The sequence below is a fragment of the Arthrobacter sp. TmtSoilC51 genome (assembly GCF_055388015.1).
In genome coordinates, this window is record NZ_AP035877.1 from 3717764 (window position 1) to 3740450 (window position 22687).

Consider the following 22687-nt stretch of genomic DNA (forward strand, 5'->3'; position numbering starts at 1 on the left):
GCACCCAAGCCGCCGTATTAGCGTCAGGGTACCGCCGCCGTCGTAAGTCCCACAATAGGTCCCCGCGTCCGTGAGGAACCGTGCGGGTTCCTGACCTTCCTTAGTTCGCAGACCCCTGTTTTCACCCTCTTTGGGTTGCGTGGGGCGTGTTCAGGGCAGAAAAAAGCCCTGGCCACGCGAAGGTGACCAGGGCTTTTTCGAACGTGCGATTAGTGCTTGTGGCCTGCGTGTGCGTCTTCTTCCTCGGCCGGCTTCTCGGCAACCAGGGTCTCGGTGGTGAGAACCAGGGCAGCGATGGAAGCGGCGTTGCGGAGTGCGGAGCGGGTGACCTTGACGGGGTCGATCACGCCAGCAGCGATCAGGTCCTCGTACTCGCCGGACTTGGCGTTGAAGCCGTGGTTGGCTTCGAGTTCGGAGACCTTGGAAACGACGACGAAGCCGTCGAAGCCAGCGTTCTGGGCGATCCAGCGCAGCGGCTGGATCAAGGCACGGCGGACGATGCCAACAGCAGCTGCCGCGTCCCCTTCCAGGGCCTTGACGGCGGGCGACTCGTCCAGTGCCTTGAGGGCGTGGATGAGGGCGGAACCGCCACCGGAAACGATGCCCTCTTCAAGGGCCGCACGCGTGGAGGAAACGGCGTCCTCGATACGGTGCTTCTTTTCCTTCAGCTCAACCTCGGTGGCTGCGCCAACCTTGATGACACCGATGCCGCCAGCCAGCTTGGCAAGGCGCTCCTGCAGCTTCTCGCGGTCCCAGTCGGAGTCCGTGCGGGTGAGCTCGGCACGCAGCTGGGCCACGCGGTCGGCAACGTCCTGCTCGGTTCCGGCGCCATCGACGATGGTGGTGTTGTCCTTGGTGACCGTGATGCGGCGTGCCGTACCCAGTACCTCGAGGCCAACAGTGTCCAGCGAAAGTCCAAGGTCCGGGGAAACAACCTGGGCGCCCGTGAGCGTAGCGATGTCCTGGAGCATGGCCTTGCGGCGGTCGCCGAAGCCCGGAGCCTTGACGGCCACAACGTTCAGCGTGCCGCGGATGCGGTTGACGATCAGCGTGGACAGGGCTTCGCCTTCGATGTCTTCGGCGATGATGAACAGTGGCTTGGACGCCTGCAGCGCCTTCTCCAGCAACGGCAGGAATTCCTGCAGCGAGGAGATCTTGCCCTGGTTGATCAGGATCAGGGCGTCTTCGAGGACGGCTTCCTGGCGTTCTGCGTCGGTGACGAAGTACGGGGAGAGGTAGCCCTTGTCGAACTGCATGCCTTCAGTGAGGACGAGTTCGGTTTGGGTGGTGGAGGATTCTTCGATGGTGATAACGCCATCTTTGCCCACCTTGCCGAACGCCTCGGCGAGCAGCTCGCCAATTTCGTCGCTCTGGGCGGAGATAGCAGCAACGTTGGCAACCTGGGTGCCCTGCACTTCGCTTGCGTTCTCCAGGAGGCGGGCTGCGATGGCTTCAATGGAAACCTCGATGCCACGCTTAATCTCGCCAGGAGCGGCACCTGCGGCAACGTTGCGCAGGCCTTCCTTGACCAGTGCCTGAGCCAGGACCGTAGCGGTGGTGGTGCCGTCGCCGGCGACGTCGTTGGTCTTGGTGGCTACTTCCTTGGCCAGCTGCGCGCCAAGGTTCTCGTAGGGGTCGTCAAGCTCAACTTCGCGGGCGATCGTCACGCCATCGTTGGTGATCGTGGGAGCGCCCCACTTCTTGTCCAGCACGACGTTGCGGCCGCGCGGGCCAAGCGTCACCTTGACAGTGTTGGCGAGCTTGTCGATACCGGCCTCAAGAGACCGGCGGGCAGCATCGTTAAAAGCAAGCTGCTTTGCCATGGTTGTGTCCTTTCAAGACAGAAAACCCGCACCGCAGAAGGTCGGAATGATTCCAACGCGGCTGCGGTGCGGGGCTCCAGGAAGTTACTTTACGACGATCGCAAGGACGTCGCGGGCGGACAGAACGAGGTACTCGTTGCCGCCGGTCTTGACTTCGGTTCCACCGTACTTGGAGTAGATAACGACGTCGCCAACAGCTACGTCAACCGGCACGCGGTTGCCGTTGTCATCGAAGCGGCCGGGGCCGATTGCAACAACTTCGCCTTCCTGCGGCTTCTCCTGTGCGGAGTCCGGAATTACCAGGCCGGAAGCCGTGGTCTGCTCTGCTTCGAGCGGGCGAACAACAATACGATCCTCAAGAGGCTTAATCGAGACCGACACTCGGACTCTCCTTTTCATGAGCTGATTCATGGACTAAGAACTAGGGTGCCGTGGCGTGCAACCGTCGTCGCGGTGCCGGTGGACGCCTGGCGTGATTAGCACCCTCCGAGGGAGAGTGCTAACAAGACTCTATGTAAGCGTTAGCACTCGGTCAAGGTGAGTGCCAGAATTTCGTCGTTGGTGAACTCCCGTTACCGCCCGGTGAGGTCATCGAGATCGTAGTCTTCACCGTCGTCGTCTTCATCCACAGCCGCAGATCCGCGATTCACATACAGAACGACGGCGGCCGCGAGGGCAACGACGCCGGAGATCACCAAGGCGATGATCCCGCCAATGCGGGCCCCGCTGTACAGCTCCCGTATATCGCGGGCTTCGTCAGTAGCGTCATTCACGCTCTTGCCCGTCACGGAGTAGGCCGCCGCGTTGAATGAATCCAAGGCGAAGATGACGATCAGCAGGGCAACGCAGATGACAACGATCACGGCGCCCACGATCAAGGCAGGACGGGCGTATGCCACAAGGGAACGGCCGGAGGAATGCTCTGCGGCTCCTGGGGCAGGGGAATGGTTCCCACCCGGGTTGTTCGTGTCGGAGGGCTGCGGAGCTGCGTTGTCTTCCATGAAAACAACCCTATCGGGCTGGTTCCGAACTCACGGCGTCAAGGCGCGCGCCATTAGGCTTGATCCCATGTCTCACGCACCGCAGGAACAGATCGCACCCTTGCTCACCACTGAAGGATGGGAACTCCTTGCCTCGCTGGGACCCTACCGCGAAGCGGATGCGTTCAGTGTCAACGCCGACCTCCGCAAAGCAGGCCACTCCCCTGAGCTGGTGGCCGCGGTGTTGACGCAGTCCCGGCTTCGGACCCGCGCGGAGGCCAAGTTCGGTGAGTTTGCCCGGCAGATGCTGTTTACCCAGGCAGGACTTGAGCAGGCGACCCGCCTCAATGTCGCGGCCCGGCACGCCGAGCGTTTCGCCAAGGCCGGCATTTCCCACGTAGCAGACCTGGGCTGCGGCCTTGGAGCCGACTCCATGGCCTTGGCCTCGATGGACATTGCCGTGACCGCAGTGGAGATGGATGAAACCACCGCTGCCTGCGCCACCATCAACCTCATGCCCTTCCCGCACGCCACAGTGGTGCACTCGGATGCCATGTCAGTAGAACTGGACGGGATCGACGGCGTGTGGCTGGATCCCGCACGACGCACAACCTCAACGTCCGGGACAAAACGGATCTGGGATCCGGAAGCGTTCTCTCCCCCATTGTCATTCGTTGAAGGCCTGGCCGCAGCCGGCCGTGCGGTGGGAGTCAAGATGGGTCCCGGCATGCCGCACGACTCGGTTCCAGCGAACTGTGAAGCGCAGTGGGTCTCCGTAGGTGGTGACGTCACGGAGGTCACCCTGTGGTTCAACGCGGTGGCCCGCCCCGGGATCCGGCGCGCGGCACTTGTCATCGGTTCCCAGGGCGCTGCTGAGCTCACCAGCGGCGAGGATTTCGACGGCGGTCCGGTGGCCGCCGTCGGGCCTGTTGAAGGGTTCCTCTACGAACCGGACGGTGCTGTCATCCGCGCAGGCTTGGTGGCCGACGTCGCAGAACGCCTGGGCGGGCACCTGGTGGACGAACATATCGCCTACATCTGCGCTCCGGAACTTCATGACTCGCCGTTTGCCAAGGCTTACAGGGTGCTGGAGGTAATGCCTTACAACGTCAAAGCCCTCAAAGCCTGGGTCAAAACGAATGGCATCACGGTACTGGACATCAAGAAGCGCGGCACGGCAGTCACTCCCGAAGAACTGCGGAAACAACTGCTTCCATCCAAGCGCGACACCAAGCCCGCAAAAACGGCCACCCTGGTCCTCACCAGGATCGGCGAGGAGAGAGTGGCCGTAGTCGTGGAACCCGTGACGTTCTAGGCCACGTCAGCGGCGGGAGAATTCCGAGGCTTCGCGGACCTGGTCAGCGCTTGGGCGCACGCCGGTGTACAGGACGAACTGCTCTTCGGCCTGGATGGCGATGACTTCGGCTCCCGTGATCACCGGCTTACCTGCCTCGCGGGCAGCTGTGATGAGCGGCGTCTCGGAGGGAAGTGCCACGACGTCGAACACTATCTTCGCGGCGGCAATAGTTGCGTCGTCGAAGGACTGGGCTTGCTCATCGGCACCCGCCATGCCCAAGGGCGTGACGTTGATGATGAGATCGGCCGTGGAGCCGTTGACGTCGTCCTGCCAGCCGAAACCGTAAAGGTCCGCGAGCGCACGCCCAGTAGTTTCGTTCCGGGCCACGATGGTCACGGACGTAAATCCGGCGTCCCTGAGAGCTGCAGCCACCGCTTTCGCCATTCCGCCGGCTCCACGAAGAAGCACGGTGTGGCTGCTGGGAACTTTGTGGTCCTTCAGGAGGCGCGCGATGGCGATGTAATCGGTGTTGTACGCGGTCAGGACGCCATCGTTGTTAACAATCGTGTTGACCGAGTCGATGGCCTTTGCCGACGGATCCATCACGTCCACAAGCGGGATGACGGCTTCCTTATAGGGCATGGACACCGCGGCGCCCCTGATGGGGAGGCCGCGGATGCCAGCCACTGCAAGAGTGATGTCCGCCGGGGCGAATGCCTTGTAGACAAAGTTCAGTCCGAGCAGGTCATACAGATAATTGTGGAACCGGGTCCCGATGTTGCTGGGCCGGGCCGCGAGCGAAATGCACAGGGACATGTCTTTGTTCAGGATTGGCATTCACCCATTAAACAACGGCCTTTTACACTGCCGTCGGGTTAGCCCTGGCGGGCCTTCATGCGCGGGTTGTTTTTGTTGATGACGAAAGTGCGCCCACGCCGCCGGACGATCTGTGCACCCGGAATCTTCTTGAGGGCACGCAGTGAGTTCCTGACCTTCATGGTTATTCTCCTTCTTGTTGGTGGATTGGCTTTTCGGGTGGCTGGTTACAGTGCTTCGCTAAGTTCCAGAGGGTCCTCCCAGACGCCAAAGTCGAGTTCCATCTCGGCCTCGGTCAATTGGCAGCCCTCCAGGAGACTGCGGATTTCCTGGGGGTCGATGTCCCCGGAACGTCCGGTCATGGCCAGGACCGTACCGCGGTCGCCGTAGTGCGGGTGCCAGTCGAGGACGGCGTCGACGTCGGCCCCCACCTTGGGGTTGCCGCCCGCGGTAGGTGCGTCCGCCAGCCATGTCCCGGTGCTCTCAAGCCAGACGCGCGGCCCAATTCCCTGTACCGCAATCCGCGTCTTGGCGGCCGAGGCGATCCACAAACGTCCGCGGAGCCAGTGGGTTCCGGCCGCGAGTTGGGGAAGTGCTTCACGGAAACGACCTGGATGCAGGGGCCTCCCGGCCTTGTGGAGGACCGTGCGGAAGGAACCGGGCGAATCGTCCAAGGGTAGGCGGACCACGCCGGGCCGGGTACGTGCGGCCGCTTCGGCGTCGTCGAAGCAGCCCGATCTGAAGTCATCGGCTGCACCGATTGCTGCAGCGTGGGGTGCCAGCTGCCGCAGCAACTCCACGCCGGTCACCCACTCTTCGGATCCCACACGAGGATTTCCCGACAGTTCCGCCCCCAGCCCGGGGTGCAACATGACGGTGTCCACTTGCCCGAACTCGCCGATCAGGAATTCGCCACTGGTCCGGTCATCCTCCGGCATCGAGGTGAAGCCGGATTCAAAAAGGGTGTGACGGTCCCAGATGTGATCCTCAAGATCCACGGGGTCCAAAGCCAGGATGGCGTTGTCCATGAGGGCCGGCTGGGTGAGGCCGCGCCGGAGTTCCGCGACTGCCATCCCTGCTGCGACGCCAGGAGGTAGGCCCAGAACCACATGGTCGAACCCGCAAGCGGCGAGACGTTCCGCCGTCGGCACTACATCCAACCTGACCGTACAGCTCAGGCATCCGTGCTCCAGGATGGTTGTTTCGCGCTCGAACAGCTGGCCTCCCCTGTAGACGCGCCGCAGAACCAAGGAACCGTCCAGGAGGTCGTGGAGGACTACTACGGAGTTGGTGTGGGTTCGGCCAAGCCGGGTGGTGGCCGCTTCGCGGCATTGACTGTCCAGGGAACTGACAACGGTGAGGTGCATGGCAAGATTCTAGTTGCAAATAATTCTCATTAGCAACTCTTTTCAATAACCTTCAGTCCCGTGACCGCGCTTAACTTCCTCCGGTCCGCAATCACCGATGCTTCGGCTGCACTAGACTTGAGCCGACCGCTGACGGCCCCGCAGCGGGTTGCGTCCAGGTAAAAAACGACACAACGAGGGGACTACGTGCAGATTGAGTTTGCGCCATCCAGGCAATCGACACTGGGTGTGGAATGGGAGTTGGCGCTCGTCAATGCACGCACCGGGGAACTGGTCTCAGTCGCGAACGACGTCCTCAAGGGTGTCGCCGCGAACCACCCGGACCTCAACGAAGACGACGAACACCCCCACATCAAGCGCGAACTTCTCCTCAACACGGTGGAACTCGTTACCGGAATCTGCGAAACGGTCCGCGAAGCCAAGGAGGACCTCAGCCGTTCCCTTGCGGCGGTCCGCGAGGTCACCGATCCCATGGGAGTGGAGGTGTTCTGCGCAGGCAGCCACCCGTTCAGCCCTCCCCTGCTCCAGCCCGTCACCGACAAAGAGCGTTACGCCAAGCTGATCGAGCGAACCCAATGGTGGGGACGCCAAATGGTCATCTACGGCGTCCACGTCCACGTGGGCATTGACCGCCGGGACAAAGTACTCCCCATCCTGGACGGCTTGGTGAACTACTTCCCGCACTTCCAGGCCCTCTCCGCTTCCAGCCCCTTCTGGGCCGGCGAGGAAACCGGCTACGCATCCCAGCGCGCCCTCATGTTCCAGCAACTCCCCACCGCTGGCCTGCCGTTCCAGTTCGAAACGTGGGAAGCCTACGAGTCCTATGTCCAGGATATGTTCACGACCGGTGTCATCGATGCCATCTCTGAGATCCGCTGGGACATCCGGCCTGTTTCAAACCTGGGCACCATCGAAATGCGCATTTGCGATGGCCTGGCCACCCTTGAGGAAGTGGGCGCTATCGCAGCGCTGACACAATGCCTTGTGGACGAGTTCTCCTCTATCCTCGATGCCGGCGGCAGCATCCCCACCATGCCGCCCTGGCACGTCCAGGAGAACAAGTGGCGTGCAGCACGCTACGGCATGGAAGCCATCATCATCCTGGATGCCAAGGGCAACGAGCAATTGGTCACCGAGCACCTCGCAGAAACAGTGGCACGTTTGAAGCCTGTGGCAGCCAAGCTCGGCTGCTCTGATGAACTTGCCGATGTCATGAAGATCATCGAACGCGGCGCCAGCTACCAGCGCCAGCGCCGCGTTGCCGCCGAACACAACGGCGACCTGCAGGCAGTGGTCATGGACCTCGTACAGCAGATGCGCAAAGGCCCGGACGCGTAGGTCCTGACGCACAGGTCCCGATACATGGGTCCCGACGGGGGTCTTAGGCTACGCAGGCACCGATACCGTGGTCACGGGCATGGAGGAATCCGGTGCGAAGGCTACCCCGCTTGGGCCGATTCCGGCCATGATCAACTGGGCGCCCAGCGCGGCCACCATGGCACCATTGTCCGTGCAGAGCCCCAGCGGCGGCACGTGAAGCTTGATGCCCGCCGAGACGCACCGTTGTCCGGTCAGTTCCCGCAGCCGTGAGTTGGCAGCAACGCCACCTCCAAGCAGCACGTCAGTAATGCCGTACTCCTTGCAGGCCAGCACCGCCTTGGAACTAATGACGTCCACCACGGCTTCCTGGAATGCTGCGGCGATATCGGCCACAGGTACTTCCTCACCGCGGGCTTCAAATTGCTCCACGCACCGGGCCACCGCGGTTTTCAGTCCGCTGAAGGACCAGTCATAGCGGTGCGGACCCTTCTCCTCTGCGGTCCCCATGTACTTGGGCTGCGTAAGTCCACGGGGAAAGCGGATGGACTTCGGGTTGCCTTGGCGTGCCAGCTTGTCGATCGCTGGGCCACCTGGGTAGCCGAGGCCCAGGATCCGGGCTACTTTGTCGTAGGCCTCGCCAGCGGCGTCATCGATGGTAGAACCAAGGAGCTCCACGTCGTCTGTGATGCTGCGGATACGCAAAATCTCCGTGTGGCCCCCGGAAACCAGCAATGCACCGAGGTTCTCCGGCAGCTTGCCCGCACCCAAGCCGGCGGAAGCACCGGCGTCGGGCCCTGAATCCAGTAGCCCCACTCCAACGTGCGCCACGAGGTGGTTGATCGCGTAAAGCGGCTTGCCCGTAGCGACAGCCAGGGCCTTGGCCGCGCAGACGCCAACCATGAGTGCGCCAGCCAGACCGGGACCTGAGGTGACGGCAATGGCGTCGATGTCATCCAGTGTGACTCCTGCTTCATGCAGCGATTCCTGGAGCGTGGGGACAAAGGCATCAAGGTGCGCACGCGAGGCGATCTCCGGGATGACGCCGCCAAAGCGCACGTGCTCGTCCATGGAGGAGGACACCGTATTGGTCAGCAGCGTTGTGCCGCGGACAATCCCCACTCCGGTTTCGTCGCAGGACGATTCGATGCCCAGCACCAACGGCTGCTTCGGCTGGTCTGAATAAGGGCCGCTCACGTGGGCTCCTTCTGTGGAATGTGGCTCGTTCAGTGTCATGTGTTCAGGGGCAGGCGCATGATCAACGCGTCCGTACCGTCCCGGTAATACCGCGGCCGGACATGGATCTGTTCGAATCCAAAACGCAGATACAGCTGCTGTGCACGGGGGTTGTCCGCGCGCACCTCCAGGAGGACATCCGCCGCGCGGCGCCGCCGCGCCTCCTCGATCAGTTCGGTCAGGATGGCAGAACCGATGCCCTTGCCTTCGAATTCGGGAACGACGGCGATTGTCTGGACGTCCGCGATTGGCTCAATGCACATCAAGCCCGCGTACGCCACGATCTGGCCCCCGATCTCGGCCACCACGTAGCGGCGTGTCTCCGGCTGGGACAGCTCGTCGAAGAACATCTGCAAGGGCCAGGCGTCCACCGGGAACAATCGCCGTTCCAGGGCTTCAACTGCAGGGACATCAGCTTGGGTCATCTCGCGCAGGGAGACGCCTGCGAGCTCCAGCTTGGGTGACAGTTTCACGATTCAGCCTTCATGACAGGACGCAGTTTCATAGGGCACGCTTCCGGGGACCCGGCACTTGGGCGTCCGATTCACGCAAGTACAACGGCGTGGAGTCAAGGAGTTCCTGCCCTGCCGTCAACCTGGCAAGTGCGACCTGGCCAAGGGAGGCCGCGTCGGGTTGGGTGTCCGCAAAGTCTTCGTCCGCACGGAGAACATCCGGGTACAGGCCAGCGCCGGCCCCAAACACAGGCAGGTCCGGCAGTTCGGAGGCGAAGCCCACGTGTGGTCCGTCGATGAGCCGGGGAAGCTGGCCCTCCTCCAGGACGTACCGCGCCCAATAGACCTCTTTGCGGCGGGCGTCAGTAGCCACCAGGAATTCGGGAACGGCGGCAGTGGACTCCGCGACTTCAAGGGCGATCGCGTCAAGGCTCATCAACCCGTACAGCGGCTTGTTCCAGACGAAAGCCAAGGTGCGTGCGGTTGCAATACCCGAGCGCAGCCCGGTAAATGGTCCCGGGCCAACACCTGTGACGATCACGTCAATGTCGGCGCCGGTAACCCCGGCCCCGGCCAGGAGCTTCTCGATGCCGGGTGCCAGGACTTCGGCATGGCTGCGGGTGTCCTCGGTGGAGAAGGAATCCACCACGCCTTCCATGGCAACGTCCGAAATCAGCGCGGCGCTGGCCACTGCCGAGGTATCGATGGCCAGGATCAGCATCAGTTGCCTCCTTCGGAGATCGTAGTTTCAAGAAGCTTCGGCGCCTCGGCCCAGCGGGGACCGAAGCCACGGAAAACGATCGTGCGGGGTTCGTCATCGTCATCGGTGTCAAAGTCCAGCACCGTGCCGCTGTCTGCGTCATTGGTGGCGGGCACAACGCCTACGCCACCCACAGACCTATGAAGCTCAACTTCCAAGCGGCTGTCCGAGAGGTGCTCCACCCGGTCCCTTCCCCACTCCACCACCGTTACGGACGTGTCCATGGTGTTCTCGAGGTCGATGTCATCGATCTCAGCAGCTGACTCCAGCCTGTAGGCGTCAACGTGGACCAGGTCCGGCCCCCCGGGCCGCGGGCCATCCGGCAGGTTGGGATGGATCCGCACCAACACGAACGTAGGGGAGATGATGCCGGTACGGACTCCCAAGCCCTCCCCCAGCCCCTGCGTGAAGGTCGTCTTCCCCGCACCCAACTCTCCCGTCAGGACAAGGAGGTCCCCCGCCTCAAGCACCCCGCCGAGTGCTGCGCCAATCGCATGGGTCTCTTCCGCCGTCGTGACCTTCAGGCTGCGTTCCCACAGTGGTTCACTAACCTCGACCAGCGGCTCGCTCACAGAGTCGCCGTTTCCGATGCTGCGCGCGCCCCATCTTGTACCTCCGGTAGCGCCGGAGCTTCATTGACGTAGCTGCGGGGCACGCGCGGGCTAATGCGAGTAACGATCTCATAGTTGATGGTTCCTGCTGCGGCCGCCCAGTCATCCGCGGTGGGGCCGCCATCGGCACCGTCGCCGAACATGACGGCCTCGCTGCCCTTGAGCCCGGCTGCTTCTTCAGGGGTGAGCGGTCCAAGATCAATCACCATTTGGTCCATCGCGATCTGGCCAACCACCGGATAGTTGACGCCGTTGACGCGAACTGGACCGCCAGTAGCGATGCGGGGGACGCCATCGGCATAGCCCAAAGGAACCAGGCCAAGCGTGCTCTCCTGGCTGGTGTGGTATTTCAGGCCATAGGAAACGCCTTGCCCCTGAGGCACCTTTTTGCAGTTGGAGAGGAGTGTCCGGACGGTCATTGCGGCGTGCAGGCCAAGTTCCGAGGACGTGACCCCCTCGAAGGGCGACAACCCGTAGATACCGAGGCCGACGCGGATGAGGTCGAAGTGTGAGTCCGGCCGGGACAGCGCAGCGGGAGTGTTGGCGATGTGCCTGACCTCAGTATCGACGCCGGCATCCTCAGCCATGGCGAGCGCGTCACGGAAAACCGCCAATTGCTGGTCCGTTTCGGGCCGGTGCGGTTCGTCGGCCACAGCGAGGTGGGAGAAAATACCAACGACGCGGAGCAGGCCCTCGTCCTGGTATTCCATGGCCTGACCCACCAACTGGTCCCAGTCGGCGATAGGGCAGCCATTGCGGCCCAGCCCTGTATCCACCTTCAAATGGACCCGCGCCGGGCGCTCCTGTTCGCGGGCAGCCGCCACCACGGCGTCCAGCTCCCAACCGGAAATTCCGACGTCGATGCCGGCGGCGACTGCGGCCTGGAAGTTGCTTTCGTGGGTGTGCAGCCATGCCAGCAACGGTGCGTCAATGCCGGCAGCACGCAAGGCCAGCGCCTCTGAAATATGGGCGACACCAAGCCAGGACGCTCCGGCGTCGAGTGCAGCACGTGCCACCTGTACTGCGCCATGGCCATAGGCGTCGGCCTTCACCACAGCCATGACGGAAGCCGGGGACGCAATCGCGACAAACTGACGAACGTTGTGCCGCACGGCTTCAAGGTCGATCACGGCGGAACGCTCAAGCACCGCTGACTTTGCTATGGAGGCCTTCGACCCGATCCCGATATCTGCAGCTGCTTCGTAAGTCACCCTAGAGATTCTAGTGGTGTGGGTGAAGTGGGGTTAACTGCAGCCTCTGCTACTGGGCATCTGACAAGTGGGCGATCGTGGCGCGGGCGCGCCGCTGGGCTTCGGCGGGGATGTCCTTCACGATCGGCTCAAGGAAGGCGAACCGCCGCAGCCACTGGCTCGATTGGCGTTCCTTCCGTGCGTTGGCGCGCTGCCACCAGTCCGCGATGTCGCCCCAGCCGGGTGCGGCCAGGGACCCGCCCACTTGTTGTACGGCCAGTGAGGCGCAGAGGTTCGCGAACCGCAGACGGTCCCCCAATCTCCACCCTGCCAAGCACCCCACAATGAAGGCCGCCCCGAAACAATCACCGGCGCCGGTCGGATCGTACGCATTCACGGGCAACGACGGCACCCATTCCTCTTCGCCCGTCTCTGAATCCACGGCCATGGCGCCCTGTGCTCCGAGCGTCACCACAGCTACCGGAACGCGATCGGCCAAGGAATAGAGCGCTGCCCAGGGATCGCTCTTGCCCGTGAATGCCATAGCCTCCGGTGCGTTGGGCAGGAAAGCGTAAAAGTGTTCCAGTTGCTCCAGCCTGCGCTGTGACCACTCTCCGCTGGGGTCCCAGCCCACCACGCCGAAAAGTTTGGTTCCCGCTGATTTCGCCGCCAGCATCCACGGTTCCAACTCCTCGCCCAGGTCTGCGACAGCGGCGAGCGCCCTGGGTGGCTGCCCAATCAGGTCCGAGGCCTTGATCGGCGCCGGGTGCCCGTGGGTGACCATGGACCGATCCTGGTTAACGCACATGGACACCGTCACCGGAGAGTGCCAGCCCCGGACACGACGCGACAAGGACAAGTCCACATGCTCCTGGCTTTCCAGGATCTGCCAGTTGTAATCCCCATAGCCGTCGTCACCAAAAGCTGCCGCAAGGTTCGTCCTTAGTCCAAGCCGGGCTGCGGCGATCGCTTGGTTGGCAACCCCGCCCGGGCAGCTGCCCATGCCTTCGCTCCACACTTCAGTGCCGGGCTCGGGTGAGTGCGGGAGTCCGGTGAAGATGATGTCCTGGAAGACCGTTCCCGCCAGGAGAAGGTCGCATTGGCCCTCGCCCTCCGTGCGCACGGCGGCAAGGGGATCAAAACGTCGCTGGGGCATTGCGTCCATGCACGGCACACTACGCTGCGCCTCCCGGGCTGCATAGACTCGACCCATGCGGCTCATGATCGCCGGCGGCGGCGGATTCCGGGTACCCCTTGTGTACCGTGCCTTGTGCACCGGCCCCTTTGCGGGGCTGGTGAACGAGGTGGTGCTATACGACGTCGATCCCGCACGCCTCACAGCCATTGCGGCGGTCCTTCGCGATATGCCCGCCCCCGAAGGCTCCCGGCCCGTCGTCGTGATTTCCACTGATCTGAAGCAGGCTCTTAGGGGTACCGACATGGTCTTCGCCGCGATCCGCCCCGGCGGGACGGCAGGTCGGATCGCGGATGAACGCGTGGCCCTGGACCTCGGCTTGCTGGGCCAGGAAACCACGGGTGCGGGCGGTATCTCCTACGCCCTTCGCTCCATTCCGCGCATGCTGGAGCTCGCCGACGCGATGCAGCATTATTGCCCCGGCGCGTGGCTGGTCAACTTCACCAACCCTGCCGGGATGGTGACCGAGGCACTTGTGCCGGTGCTGGGGCGAAAGGTGATCGGCATCTGCGATTCCGCCAGCGGCCTGGTCCAGCGCGCGGCCCGGGCCGCCGGTTCACCCCTTCCAGAAGGAACGCTCGACGGCGTGGGCTACTTCGGGTTGAACCACCTCGGCTGGCTTTACCGCCTGGCACCCGGCGGCCGGGACCTGCTGCCCGGCCTGTTGTCGGATCGTTCGGCGCTCGAAAAGCTGGAAGAAGGGCGCTTGTTCGGCCAACACACTCTGGAGAAACTCGGTTGCCTGCCTAATGAATACCTTTACTACTACTACCAAACCGAACAGGCTACGGAAGCCATCCTGAAGCAACGCCAAACCCGTGGGGCGTCCATCCACCAGCACCAGAGCTCGCTTTATCCTTCCCTTGCGGAGTCCCCGAACGCCTACGCCATGTGGGATGCAGCCCGGCGTTCCCGGGAGGAAAGCTACCTGGCCGAGGCCCGCACGCACGGGGAGCAGCGGGACGAGGAAGACCTCGCCGGGGGCGGCTACGAGCGCGTGGCGTTGTCGGTGATGCGGGCCCTGTCAGGGGGTGGGACGGCCCAGCTGATTCTCAATGTCCCCAATTCACCCGTCGCCGGCTCTGTACCAAGTGAGGCAGAAGTAGCCGTGCCCGGGCTGCCGGGAGACGCCGTCGTCGAAGTTCCCTGCGAAGTAACACCCGACGGCGCCCTGCCGCTTGCGCAGGAACGGCCGGGAGGCCAGTTCCTCACATTAATGCAACACATCAAGGAAGTGGAGCGGCTGACGGTCCGGGCAGTGCGTGACGGTGACCGCGACGCCGCCCTCCAGGCTTTTGCCGCGCACCCGCTGGTAGGTTCGGCTTTGCTGGGCGCTGGGCTCCTTGAAGCCTACGAGGCGGCGTTCCCGGAACTCCGCGGACTCTGGAAATGACTTCCTTGGCTACTGGAGCTTCTGGTACATCACGTGAAGTCCGACGTAGCCGATTTCAGGGTGGTTGAAGGCCTCCGGAACGGTGGCCAGGATGCGGAAACCCATGGATTGCCACAACCACACCGCCCGGACGTTGCTCTCCACCACGGCATTGAATTGCATCGCGCGGAATCCTGCCGCCTTGGCTTCCTTTAGCGAGTAGGCACACAGTGCCCGTGCAATTCCCTGGCCCGCATGCCTGGAACCCACCATGTATCCGGCGTTCGCCACGTGACTGCCGCCACCGGCTTGGTTGGGATGGAACTCACCGGTGCCGAGGATTTCTCCTCCCGGGCGCTGGTCGCCCCCAATACGCACTGCCACGAAGGTTTGGCCGGGGGCTTCCTTCATCCACTTGGCACGGGCGGCTTCTTCGGTGGTGTCGCGGTCCCAGGTGTAGGTTTCCCCCTCACGGACGATTGGCTCCATGACGGACCAGATGCCGGGCCAGTCATCGGGCGTTGCCGGGCGAATGTCGAAGGTGGTTTCTTGGCTCACAGCGCACACGCTAGCAGCCTTATCCACATAGCCGGGATTGGCGCCCTGTAGCGCTGGGCTTCAGGAGTAGTGTTTTCTGCAGGGCAAAAGTGGTTTGGCTTCATATGCAGGAGGAGAGCGTGCCGTTGATCCGTCGGGTGGCATTCCTTTCGCTGCACACCTCACCCATGGAGCAGCCAGGGGCCGGTGATGCGGGTGGGATGAACGTCTATGTCCGGGCATTGGCCATGGCGCTGGCCGAGTCCGGTGTGGAGGTAGAGATCTTTACCCGTTCCACCAAAGCCGGCCAAGCCGCCGTCGAGCATCCCGGACCCGGCGTATGCGTCCACAACGTCATGGCGGGACCCCGCAGGAAAATCGCCAAGGAAGAATTACCTGCCCTCCTCCACCAGATGGTGGAGGAAATCGATCGGATCCGCCAGCAGCAGCCGCACGGCCGTTACGACGCCATCCACTCGCATTACTGGGTGTCCGGGGTTGCGGGTCTGGAATTGTCTGAACTCTGGGGTGTTCCGCTGGTGCACACCATGCACACCATGGCCAAGGTCAAGAACCTCGTCCTCCAGTCCGGCGAGCGCCCCGAGCCGCGGCGTCGGGAGGACGGCGAGCAGCGGATCGTTGATGGGGCCGCCCGCCTCATCGCCAACACACCCGCCGAGGCTGAAGAACTCGTCTCCCACTATGGCGCCGATATCGACAAAATCGACATCGCACCTCCGGGCGTGGACCTTAAGGTCTTCACACCATCGTTCCGTCGCAAGTCGCGCGCCGAACGGGACGTCAGGCCGGATAGCTTCCACATTCTGTTCGCGGGCCGGATACAACGGCTCAAAGGCCCCCAGGTCTTCGTCAAGGCCGCCGGTCTGCTGCGGAAACGCAGGCCGGACATCGATCTGGAAATGACCATCCTGGGCTCTCTCAGCGGAGCCAAGGACTTCAACCTGCAACACTTCATCGAGGAAGCCGGACTGGCCGACGTCGTTACCCATCGCCCGCCGGTTGTAGCGCTGGAGCTCGCCAGTTGGTTCCGCTCTGCCGACGTCGTGGTGATGCCCTCGTTCAGCGAATCCTTCGGTCTTGTGGCCTTGGAAGCACAAGCGTGCGGGACCCCTGTGGTGGCCACCAACGTGGGCGGACTCTCGCGCGCCATCTCCGATGGCCGGACGGGCATTCTCGTGGACGGCCACGATCCGTCCGACTGGGCTGATGCACTTGAGGATTTATACGACGACGCACAAACCCGCGAGGACATGGGCCGTTTAGCCGCGACCCATGCCGAATCCTTTGGCTGGCAGCGCACTGCCGCCATCACTTTGGAGAGCTACAGGGAGGCAGTTGGTGGCCTGCTCGTCCCGCGGCGGTGAACCTCACGCCGTTACCGCCTGCCGGCTGATAGATTGTCGCGCACAGCGTAGGCAGCGCTTAGCGTCAGCCCACACAGCGTAAGCACCAAGCCGAAGGACAACGATGTCTGAAAACAAGGGCCTGAGCGATCTCGAGATCGCCCATAACGCCACCATCCTGCCCATCGAGGAGATCGCGCAGCGGGCCGGCATCAGCGTGGACGCGCTGGAACACTATGGGCCCTACAAGGCCAAGATCAATCCGGCCAAGCTTGTACTCCCAGAAGGCAAGGCACCCGGCAAGGTGGTCCTTGTTTCAGCCATGTCCCCCACCCCGGCGGGCGAAGGCAAATCGACAACCACAGTTGGGCTGGCCGATTCCCTCGCAAGGGCAGGCCATAAAGTGATGATCGCACTTCGTGAACCGTCACTCGGACCCATCCTCGGCATGAAGGGAGGAGCAACCGGAGGCGGCTACTCCCAAGTGCTGCCCATGGATGACATCAATCTCCACTTCACTGGCGACTTCCATGCAGTCACGTCGGCCAACAACGCACTCATGGCACTCGTCGACAACCACATCTTCCAAGGCAACCAGTTGGGAATCGACCCCCGACGCATGACGTTCAAGCGCGTCATCGATATGAACGACCGTTCCTTGCGGGAAATAGTTATTGGACTCGGCGGCCCTGCCCAGGGCGTACCCCGGCAAGATGGCTTCGACATCACAGTGGCCTCCGAAATCATGGCCGTTTTCTGCCTGGCAGCGGACCTTGACGACCTCCGAGCGCGCTTGGGCCGGATCACTTTCGGCTACACCTTCGAACGCCAACCCGTCACCGTCGCGGACCTCGGTGTGGAAGGTGCCCTGACTCTGCTCCTGAAGGACGCAATCAAACCAAACCTTGTCCAGACCATCGCCGGGACACCGGCGCTGGTGCACGGTGGCCCCTTCGCCAACATTGCCCACGGGTGCAATTCGCTCATCGCAACACGGACCGCACAGCAGCTTGCCGACGTCGTGGTCACCGAGGCCGGATTCGGTGCGGACCTCGGGGCCGAAAAGTACATGGACATCAAGTCGCGCATCGCTGACGTAGCACCGTCCGCCGTCGTCGTCGTGGCAACGATCCGCGCGCTTAAGATGCAAGGCGGGGTTCCAAAGGACAAACTCAGCGAACCCAATGTGGATGCCGTGGCCGCCGGGGTGGAAAACCTTAAACGCCATGTCGGGAACGTTGCCAAATTCGGCATTTCGCCGGTCGTTGCCATTAATAAGTTCGCCACCGACACTCCCGAAGAACTTCAGTGGCTTTTGACGTGGTGCGCAGCGGAAGGTGTGGAGGCCGCCGTCGCCGATGTCTGGGGCCGTGGCGGCGGAGGTGACGGCGGAGATGAGCTCGCGGCCAAAGTCGCAGCGGCCATGGAAGGGCCGTCGAATTTCCACCACCTCTACGCGCTTGAAATGTCTGTGGAGGACAAGATCCGGACCATAGTGCAGGAGATCTATGGCGCTGACGGCGTGGAGTTTTCCGTGCCAGCACAGAAGAGGCTCCTCGATATCCAGAAGAATGGGTGGGCCGGGCTGCCAGTCTGCATGGCCAAGACACAGTACTCATTCACCGACGACGCGTCCAAGCTTGGGGCGCCAAAGGGATTCCAAGTACACGTCCGCGAGCTCATTCCCAAAACGGGTGCGGGCTTCATTGTCGCGTTGACCGGAGCCGTCATGACCATGCCCGGATTGCCTAAGGAACCGGCCGCCATGCGCATGGACGTCGATGCCGACGGCAAACCCACAGGCCTCTTCTGACCTTCTCTCACATCCCGTCGCATTTTCCCGATCGCTCTCTCACATCCGGGCACTTTCTGCCGATCGCTCTCTCACATCCGGGCACTTTCTGCCGATCGCTCTCTCACATCCCGACCGCAGGCCGGGAAGTGTCCGGCTAAGGTTCGCAGCCGTCGCCGACCAGCCCAATCCTGCCCCAACCACGATGTTGCAGGTAGCGGACCATAAGGGCACGCGCGACGTGAGAGAACAACCAGCGAAAAGCGTTAGGAAGTGAGAGAACAACCAGCGAAAAGCGTTAGGAAGTGAGAGAACATCGGGAGCACAAAAGACGCCCTCCCAAGCGTGCAGGAGGGCGTCTTTTGGTGAGCGCTTGATGTTGTTTAGCGCTCGATGTTGTTTAGCGCTCGATGTCGCCGCGGATGAAGGCTTCCACGTTGTCGCGGGCGAGGTCGTCGTTGAACTGCTCCGGCGGGGACTTCATGAAGTAGCTGGAAGCGGAGAGCAGCGGGCCGCCAATGCCGCGGTCCAATCCGATCTTGGCTGCGCGGATGGCGTCGATGATCACACCGGCGGAGTTCGGTGAGTCCCAGACTTCGAGCTTGTATTCAAGGGAAACGGGAGCGTCACCGAAGTTGCGGCCCTCAAGGCGGACGAAGGCCCACTTGCGGTCGTCGAGCCATGCAACGTAGTCGGACGGTCCAATGTGGACGTCGTCAGCGTGCAGCTCCGCCTCAACATTGGAGGTGACGGCCTGGGTCTTGGAGATCTTCTTGGACTCGAGGCGGTCACGCTCAAGCATGTTCTTGAAGTCCATGTTGCCGCCAACGTTCAGCTGGTACGTGCGGTCCAAGGTGACGCCGCGGTCTTCGAACAGCTTGGCCATCACACGGTGGGTGATGGTGGCACCGATCTGGCTCTTGATGTCGTCGCCCACGATCGGAACACCGGCTTCGGTAAACTTGTCAGCCCACTCCTTGGTTCCGGCGATGAAGACGGGGAGAGCATTGACGAACGCCACGCCAGCGTCGATGGCGCACTGGGCGTAGAACTTGGCAGCCTGTTCCGAACCAACGGGCAGGTAGCAGACCATGACGTCGGCCTTGGCTGCGCGGAGGGCGGCAACGATGTCGACGGCTTCTTCGGGTGCCTCGACGATGGTCTCGCGGTAGTACTTGCCCAAGCCGTCCAAGGTATGACCACGCTGCACGGTGACGCCCGTGGCAGGGACGTCGGCAATCTTGATGGTGTTGTTTTCACTGGCCCCGATGGCGTCGGCCAGGTCCAGTCCAACCTTCTTGCTATCAACATCGAAAGCAGCAACGAACTGAACGTCGTTGACGTGGTACTGGCCGAACTCGACGTGCATCAGACCCGGGATCGTGGCCTTGGGGTCAGCGTCGCGGTAGTACTGAACACCTTGGACCAGCGATGCGGCGCAGTTTCCTACGCCGACAATGGCAACACGAATCGGATGTGAAGACACGGAACTCCTTTTGAGAACTAAACCTCAGGTGCCAGGCGCAAACTCTGACTGAGCTCAGAGCACGACTGATTGGCACGGCGCCAGTTGGCGCACACTTGCATTGTAACCAACACAGCGAGGGCCGGCTTTGTTCCCTGCCGGCCCCCGCTCTTTTGTGTCAGACCCCGGAGTCTACTTCTGGGCCCACAGGTTGATGTCCGATTCGACTGCGAACTCGTCGATAGCAGTCAGCTCATCGGAAGTGAACTTCAGGTTGTTAATGGCACTGAGAGTATCTTCGAGCTGCGACACGCTGGACGCCCCAACAAGCGCGGATGTTACGGGCGAGCCCTTCGGCTGGTCGCGGAGGATCCATGCGATGGCCATCTGCGCGAGGGTCTGTCCTCGGTGTTCGGCGATTGCGTTGAGGCCCCGAACACGGTCCAGCTTGTCCTCCGTCAATGCGGATTCGGACAGGAACCGTTCCTTGGCGGCCCGGGAGTCAGCCGGAACACCCTTGAGGTAGCGGTTGGTGAGCATCCCTTGGGCAAGAGGCGAGAAGGCGATGGAGCCAGCGCCTACCTGGTCCAGGGCCTCGTAAAGGTTCGGCGAACCGTTCTCCGTCCATCGGTTCAGCATGGAATAGCTGGGCTGGTGGATGAGCAGCGGTGTGCCGAGTTCTTTCAGGATCCGGGCTGCCTCGAGTGTTTGCTCGGGGGTGTAGGAAGAGATACCCGCGTACAAGGCCTTGCCGGACCGGACCGCATAGTCCAGCGCCCCCATGGTTTCCTCCATCGGCGTCTCAGGGTCCGGCCGGTGGCTGTAGAAGATGTCCACGTAATCCAGGCCCATGCGCTGGAGGGACTGGTCAAGACTGGAGATCAGGTACTTACGGGAGCCCCATTCACCATAGGGGCCGGGCCACATGTAGTAGCCGGCCTTCGTGGAGATAATGAGCTCGTCACGGTAGGGCTTGAAGTCTTCCTTCAAGTGGCGCCCGAAGTTCGTTTCCGCCGATCCATCGGGCGGGCCATAGTTGTTGGCGAGGTCGAAGTGATTGACGCCCAAATCGAAGGCACGGCGCAGGATGGCGCGCTGTTCGTCGAATCGCTTGTCGTCGCCGAAGTTGTGCCAAAGGCCCAGCGAGATAGCAGGGAGCTTGAGTCCACTGCGTCCGACGCGGCGGTAGGGCATGGTTTCGTAGCGGTTTTCCGCAGCCGAATAAGTCATACGTACCATCCTGCCACTGCACAGATGACCGTGTTCGGGCTGTCCGCAATGTGGGCGCCGTCACCTCTCGTCACTGATTGCCTTACTGGACACGTACGACGGCGGCGCTCCCGCCCGGCAGGGTCAGCGAACCGTCGTCGAGGACTACTTCGGTCTCGGTTGACAGCAGCAGGGACCCGTTCATAGGCGAATCCAGCGGCTCGTCCCCAAAGTTGCACACCACGCGGATGGCGCCGCGGGTCATCTCCAGCCAGTGCTCGTCGTCGTCGAACTCCACTGTGGTCTCGCCAAAACTTCCATCCACCAACTCTGGGGTGTTACGGCGCAGCTGTGCTAAATCCCGATACAGCTGCAGCAGGCGGGCGTGGTCTCCGGTGCCGGGCTCGCTCCAGTCCAGCTTTGAGCGCTTGAAAGTTTCGGGGTCCTGGGGGTCGGGCACAACAGAAGGATCCCAGCCCATGCGTTCAAATTCCTTGATCCGGCCCTTGGCTGTGGCCTCCCCCAATTCCGGTTCGGGGTGGGAGGTGAAGAACTGCCACGGCGTGGAGGCCCCAAATTCCTCGCCCATGAAGAGCATGGGCGTGAAGGGGGATGTCATGGTCAGCACTGCGCCAATAGCCAACCGACCAAATGACAGTGATGCGGTAAGACGGTCGCCGGTGGCTCGGTTGCCGATTTGGTCGTGGTTTTGCAGGCAAACTACCAACGCGGATGGATGCGCGAGGTCGTGCCGGATGGGCCGGCCGTGGTGGCGTCCCCGGAAACTTGAGTAGCTGCCATCGTGGAGGAAGCCGTGCTCAAGGACCTTTGCGAGGACAGCGAGGGACTCGAAGTCGGCGTAGTACCCGGTGGTTTCACCGCTAAGGTTCACGTGCAGGGCGTGGTGGAAGTCGTCGCTCCATTGGCCCTCCAAGCCATAACCGTTGTCCTTACGGGGATAGATGAGCCGCGGGTTGTTCAAGTCCGATTCCGCAATCAGGGTTTTAGTAATCCCGGTCTCCGCTTCGATCTGGTCTCCCAGCGCACCAAAGTCCTCCAGGATGTGCATTGCCCGTTCATCCCGCAGGGCATGCACGGCGTCCAACCTGAGCCCATCCACGTGATAGTCACGGAGCCACATCGCCGCATTCTCCAGAATGTAACGGCGTACCTCGTCTGAGCCGGGTCCGTCCAGGTTTACCGAATCGCCCCAGGTGTTCCCCTCGCCCGATTTCAGGTAGGGGCCAAACTTCGGAAGATAATTGCCGCTGGGTCCAAGGTGGTTGTAGACCACGTCCTGGATAACGCCCAAACCTGCGGCGTGGGCAGCATCGACGAACCGCTGGTAGGCCTCCGGGCCACCGTAAGGCTCATGAACGGCGTACCAGAGGACGCCGTCGTAACCCCAGTTGTGAACCCCGTTGAACGCATTGACCGGAAGCAGCTCGATGAAGTCGACGCCCAGCTCAACCAAGTAGTCCAGTTTCCGGGCGGCCGCGTCCAGTGTGCCTTCCGGCGTGAAAGTGCCCAGATGGAGTTCATAAATAACGGATCCCTTGAGGCTGCGACCCTTCCATTCACCATCCCGCCACTGGTAGGCACCGGGATCGAACGTGGCGGACAATCCATGCACGCCCTCCGGCTGCCGCCTTGAGCGCGGATCAGGAAAAGGCCCTTCTCCGTCCACGATGTAGCCGTACGGAACGGTGTCGCCTTCCTGTGCCGGGACGTCGGCGGGCGCGCGCCACCAACCTGTGGCGCCGCCGTCGTGAATTTGCTCCATCGGGTACTCGCTATCTCCAGCGAGCAACCTCACTGATCCGGCGTTCGGCGCCCAGACGTCGTAGCGGTTTTTTCCAGCAGCGTGCTCCAGCATCGTGTCCCCTGTGCTTGTTGTCAGCTTG

General features: G+C 62.4%; 21 protein-coding genes. 5 read left to right on the plus strand and 16 right to left on the minus strand.

Annotated features, from left to right (window positions below; translation table 11 throughout):
* Window positions 1-209: 209 nt before the first annotated feature.
* The 3 genes from groL to ACZ5G6_RS16960 form a co-directional block, all read right to left on the minus strand.
* Window positions 210-1823 (minus strand): chaperonin GroEL, encoded by a 1614-nt coding sequence (gene groL, locus ACZ5G6_RS16950; protein WP_223933870.1) that lies wholly within the window; start codon window positions 1821-1823, stop codon window positions 210-212.
* Window positions 1824-1907: 84 nt separating this feature from the next.
* A complete protein-coding gene (gene groES / locus ACZ5G6_RS16955) occupies window positions 1908-2204 on the minus strand; it encodes a co-chaperone GroES (RefSeq protein WP_011775524.1) in 297 nt (98 codons plus the stop codon).
* A gap of 191 nt (window positions 2205-2395) precedes the next feature.
* Window positions 2396-2824: a hypothetical protein gene (locus ACZ5G6_RS16960; RefSeq protein WP_223933872.1), complete on the minus strand. Its 429-nt coding sequence runs from the start codon at window positions 2822-2824 to the stop codon at window positions 2396-2398.
* 67 nt (window positions 2825-2891) lie between these two features.
* Here ACZ5G6_RS16960 and ACZ5G6_RS16965 point away from each other — a divergent pair, with 67 nt between their 5' ends.
* Window positions 2892-4118, plus strand: a complete 1227-nt coding sequence (locus ACZ5G6_RS16965; protein WP_498686740.1) for a THUMP-like domain-containing protein — start codon at window positions 2892-2894, stop codon at window positions 4116-4118.
* Between the two features lie 6 nt (window positions 4119-4124).
* Here ACZ5G6_RS16965 and ACZ5G6_RS16970 read toward each other — a convergent pair whose 3' ends face one another.
* From ACZ5G6_RS16970 to ACZ5G6_RS16980, 3 genes are read right to left on the minus strand one after another with little or no spacing between them, the layout of a single operon-like run.
* On the minus strand, window positions 4125-4937 hold the full coding sequence (locus ACZ5G6_RS16970) for a shikimate 5-dehydrogenase (protein WP_498686741.1): 813 nt from the start codon (window positions 4935-4937) through the stop codon (window positions 4125-4127).
* 38 nt (window positions 4938-4975) lie between these two features.
* A complete protein-coding gene (gene ykgO, locus ACZ5G6_RS16975) occupies window positions 4976-5098 on the minus strand; it encodes a type B 50S ribosomal protein L36 (protein WP_011775528.1) in 123 nt (40 codons plus the stop codon).
* 45 nt (window positions 5099-5143) lie between these two features.
* A complete protein-coding gene (locus tag ACZ5G6_RS16980) occupies window positions 5144-6283 on the minus strand; it encodes a GTP-binding protein (protein WP_498686743.1) in 1140 nt (379 codons plus the stop codon).
* A gap of 186 nt (window positions 6284-6469) precedes the next feature.
* On the opposite strand from ACZ5G6_RS16980, the gene ACZ5G6_RS16985 reads away from it, so the two are divergent.
* A complete protein-coding gene (locus ACZ5G6_RS16985) occupies window positions 6470-7621 on the plus strand; it encodes a glutamate--cysteine ligase (protein WP_223933880.1) in 1152 nt (383 codons plus the stop codon).
* A gap of 48 nt (window positions 7622-7669) precedes the next feature.
* On the opposite strand, the gene tsaD is transcribed toward ACZ5G6_RS16985, so the two are convergent.
* Genes tsaD through ACZ5G6_RS17015 form a run of 6 tightly spaced genes read right to left on the minus strand, consistent with a single transcriptional unit; the run spans window position 7670 to window position 13014 of the window.
* Window positions 7670-8797: a tRNA (adenosine(37)-N6)-threonylcarbamoyltransferase complex transferase subunit TsaD gene (tsaD, locus tag ACZ5G6_RS16990; protein WP_223933882.1), complete on the minus strand. Its 1128-nt coding sequence runs from the start codon at window positions 8795-8797 to the stop codon at window positions 7670-7672.
* Window positions 8798-8832: 35 nt separating this feature from the next.
* Entirely contained in the window at window positions 8833-9309 is a 477-nt protein-coding gene (gene rimI / locus ACZ5G6_RS16995) for a ribosomal protein S18-alanine N-acetyltransferase (protein ID WP_498686747.1), read from the minus strand.
* A 28-nt stretch (window positions 9310-9337) separates the two neighbouring features.
* Window positions 9338-10009: a tRNA (adenosine(37)-N6)-threonylcarbamoyltransferase complex dimerization subunit type 1 TsaB gene (gene tsaB, locus ACZ5G6_RS17000; protein ID WP_498686749.1), complete on the minus strand. Its 672-nt coding sequence runs from the start codon at window positions 10007-10009 to the stop codon at window positions 9338-9340.
* On the minus strand, window positions 10009-10620 hold the full coding sequence (tsaE, locus tag ACZ5G6_RS17005; protein WP_498686752.1) for a tRNA (adenosine(37)-N6)-threonylcarbamoyltransferase complex ATPase subunit type 1 TsaE: 612 nt from the start codon (window positions 10618-10620) through the stop codon (window positions 10009-10011). The genes tsaB and tsaE overlap by 1 nt, the downstream gene beginning before the upstream one ends.
* Window positions 10617-11870 (minus strand): alanine racemase, encoded by a 1254-nt coding sequence (alr, locus tag ACZ5G6_RS17010; protein WP_498686754.1) that lies wholly within the window; start codon window positions 11868-11870, stop codon window positions 10617-10619. Before alr ends, tsaE begins: the two co-directional genes overlap by 4 nt.
* Before the next feature lie 49 nt (window positions 11871-11919).
* Window positions 11920-13014 (minus strand): carbohydrate kinase family protein, encoded by a 1095-nt coding sequence (locus tag ACZ5G6_RS17015; protein ID WP_223933891.1) that lies wholly within the window; start codon window positions 13012-13014, stop codon window positions 11920-11922.
* Between the two features lie 46 nt (window positions 13015-13060).
* Between ACZ5G6_RS17015 and ACZ5G6_RS17020 the strand changes: the two genes are divergently transcribed.
* Complete coding sequence (locus ACZ5G6_RS17020) at window positions 13061-14437, plus strand: family 4 glycosyl hydrolase (protein ID WP_498686757.1); 1377 nt, start codon at window positions 13061-13063, stop codon at window positions 14435-14437.
* A 9-nt stretch (window positions 14438-14446) separates the two neighbouring features.
* Here the strand turns inward: ACZ5G6_RS17020 and ACZ5G6_RS17025 are convergent, their stop codons facing one another.
* Window positions 14447-14983: a GNAT family N-acetyltransferase gene (locus ACZ5G6_RS17025; RefSeq protein WP_223933895.1), complete on the minus strand. Its 537-nt coding sequence runs from the start codon at window positions 14981-14983 to the stop codon at window positions 14447-14449.
* Window positions 14984-15093: 110 nt separating this feature from the next.
* On the opposite strand from ACZ5G6_RS17025, the gene mshA reads away from it, so the two are divergent.
* Together mshA and ACZ5G6_RS17035 are read left to right on the plus strand one after the other, a co-directional pair.
* The gene (gene mshA, locus ACZ5G6_RS17030; protein ID WP_223933897.1) at window positions 15094-16338 is read left to right on the plus strand and encodes a D-inositol-3-phosphate glycosyltransferase; all 1245 of its coding nucleotides are present in this window, start codon (window positions 15094-15096) and stop codon (window positions 16336-16338) included.
* Window positions 16339-16441: 103 nt separating this feature from the next.
* On the plus strand, window positions 16442-18130 hold the full coding sequence (locus tag ACZ5G6_RS17035) for a formate--tetrahydrofolate ligase (protein ID WP_498686761.1): 1689 nt from the start codon (window positions 16442-16444) through the stop codon (window positions 18128-18130).
* A gap of 379 nt (window positions 18131-18509) precedes the next feature.
* Here the strand turns inward: ACZ5G6_RS17035 and ACZ5G6_RS17040 are convergent, their stop codons facing one another.
* The 3 genes from ACZ5G6_RS17040 to treZ form a co-directional block, all read right to left on the minus strand.
* Window positions 18510-19595, minus strand: coding sequence for an inositol-3-phosphate synthase (locus tag ACZ5G6_RS17040; RefSeq protein WP_223933901.1), 1086 nt, complete (start codon window positions 19593-19595; stop codon window positions 18510-18512).
* Between the two features lie 171 nt (window positions 19596-19766).
* Window positions 19767-20804 carry an L-glyceraldehyde 3-phosphate reductase gene (mgrA, locus tag ACZ5G6_RS17045; RefSeq protein WP_498686763.1) on the minus strand — a complete coding sequence of 346 codons (1038 nt, stop codon included), beginning with the start codon at window positions 20802-20804 and terminating at the stop codon, window positions 19767-19769.
* Between the two features lie 82 nt (window positions 20805-20886).
* Window positions 20887-22659 carry a malto-oligosyltrehalose trehalohydrolase gene (treZ, locus tag ACZ5G6_RS17050; RefSeq protein WP_498686766.1) on the minus strand — a complete coding sequence of 591 codons (1773 nt, stop codon included), beginning with the start codon at window positions 22657-22659 and terminating at the stop codon, window positions 20887-20889.
* Between the last annotated feature and the right edge of the window lie 28 nt (window positions 22660-22687).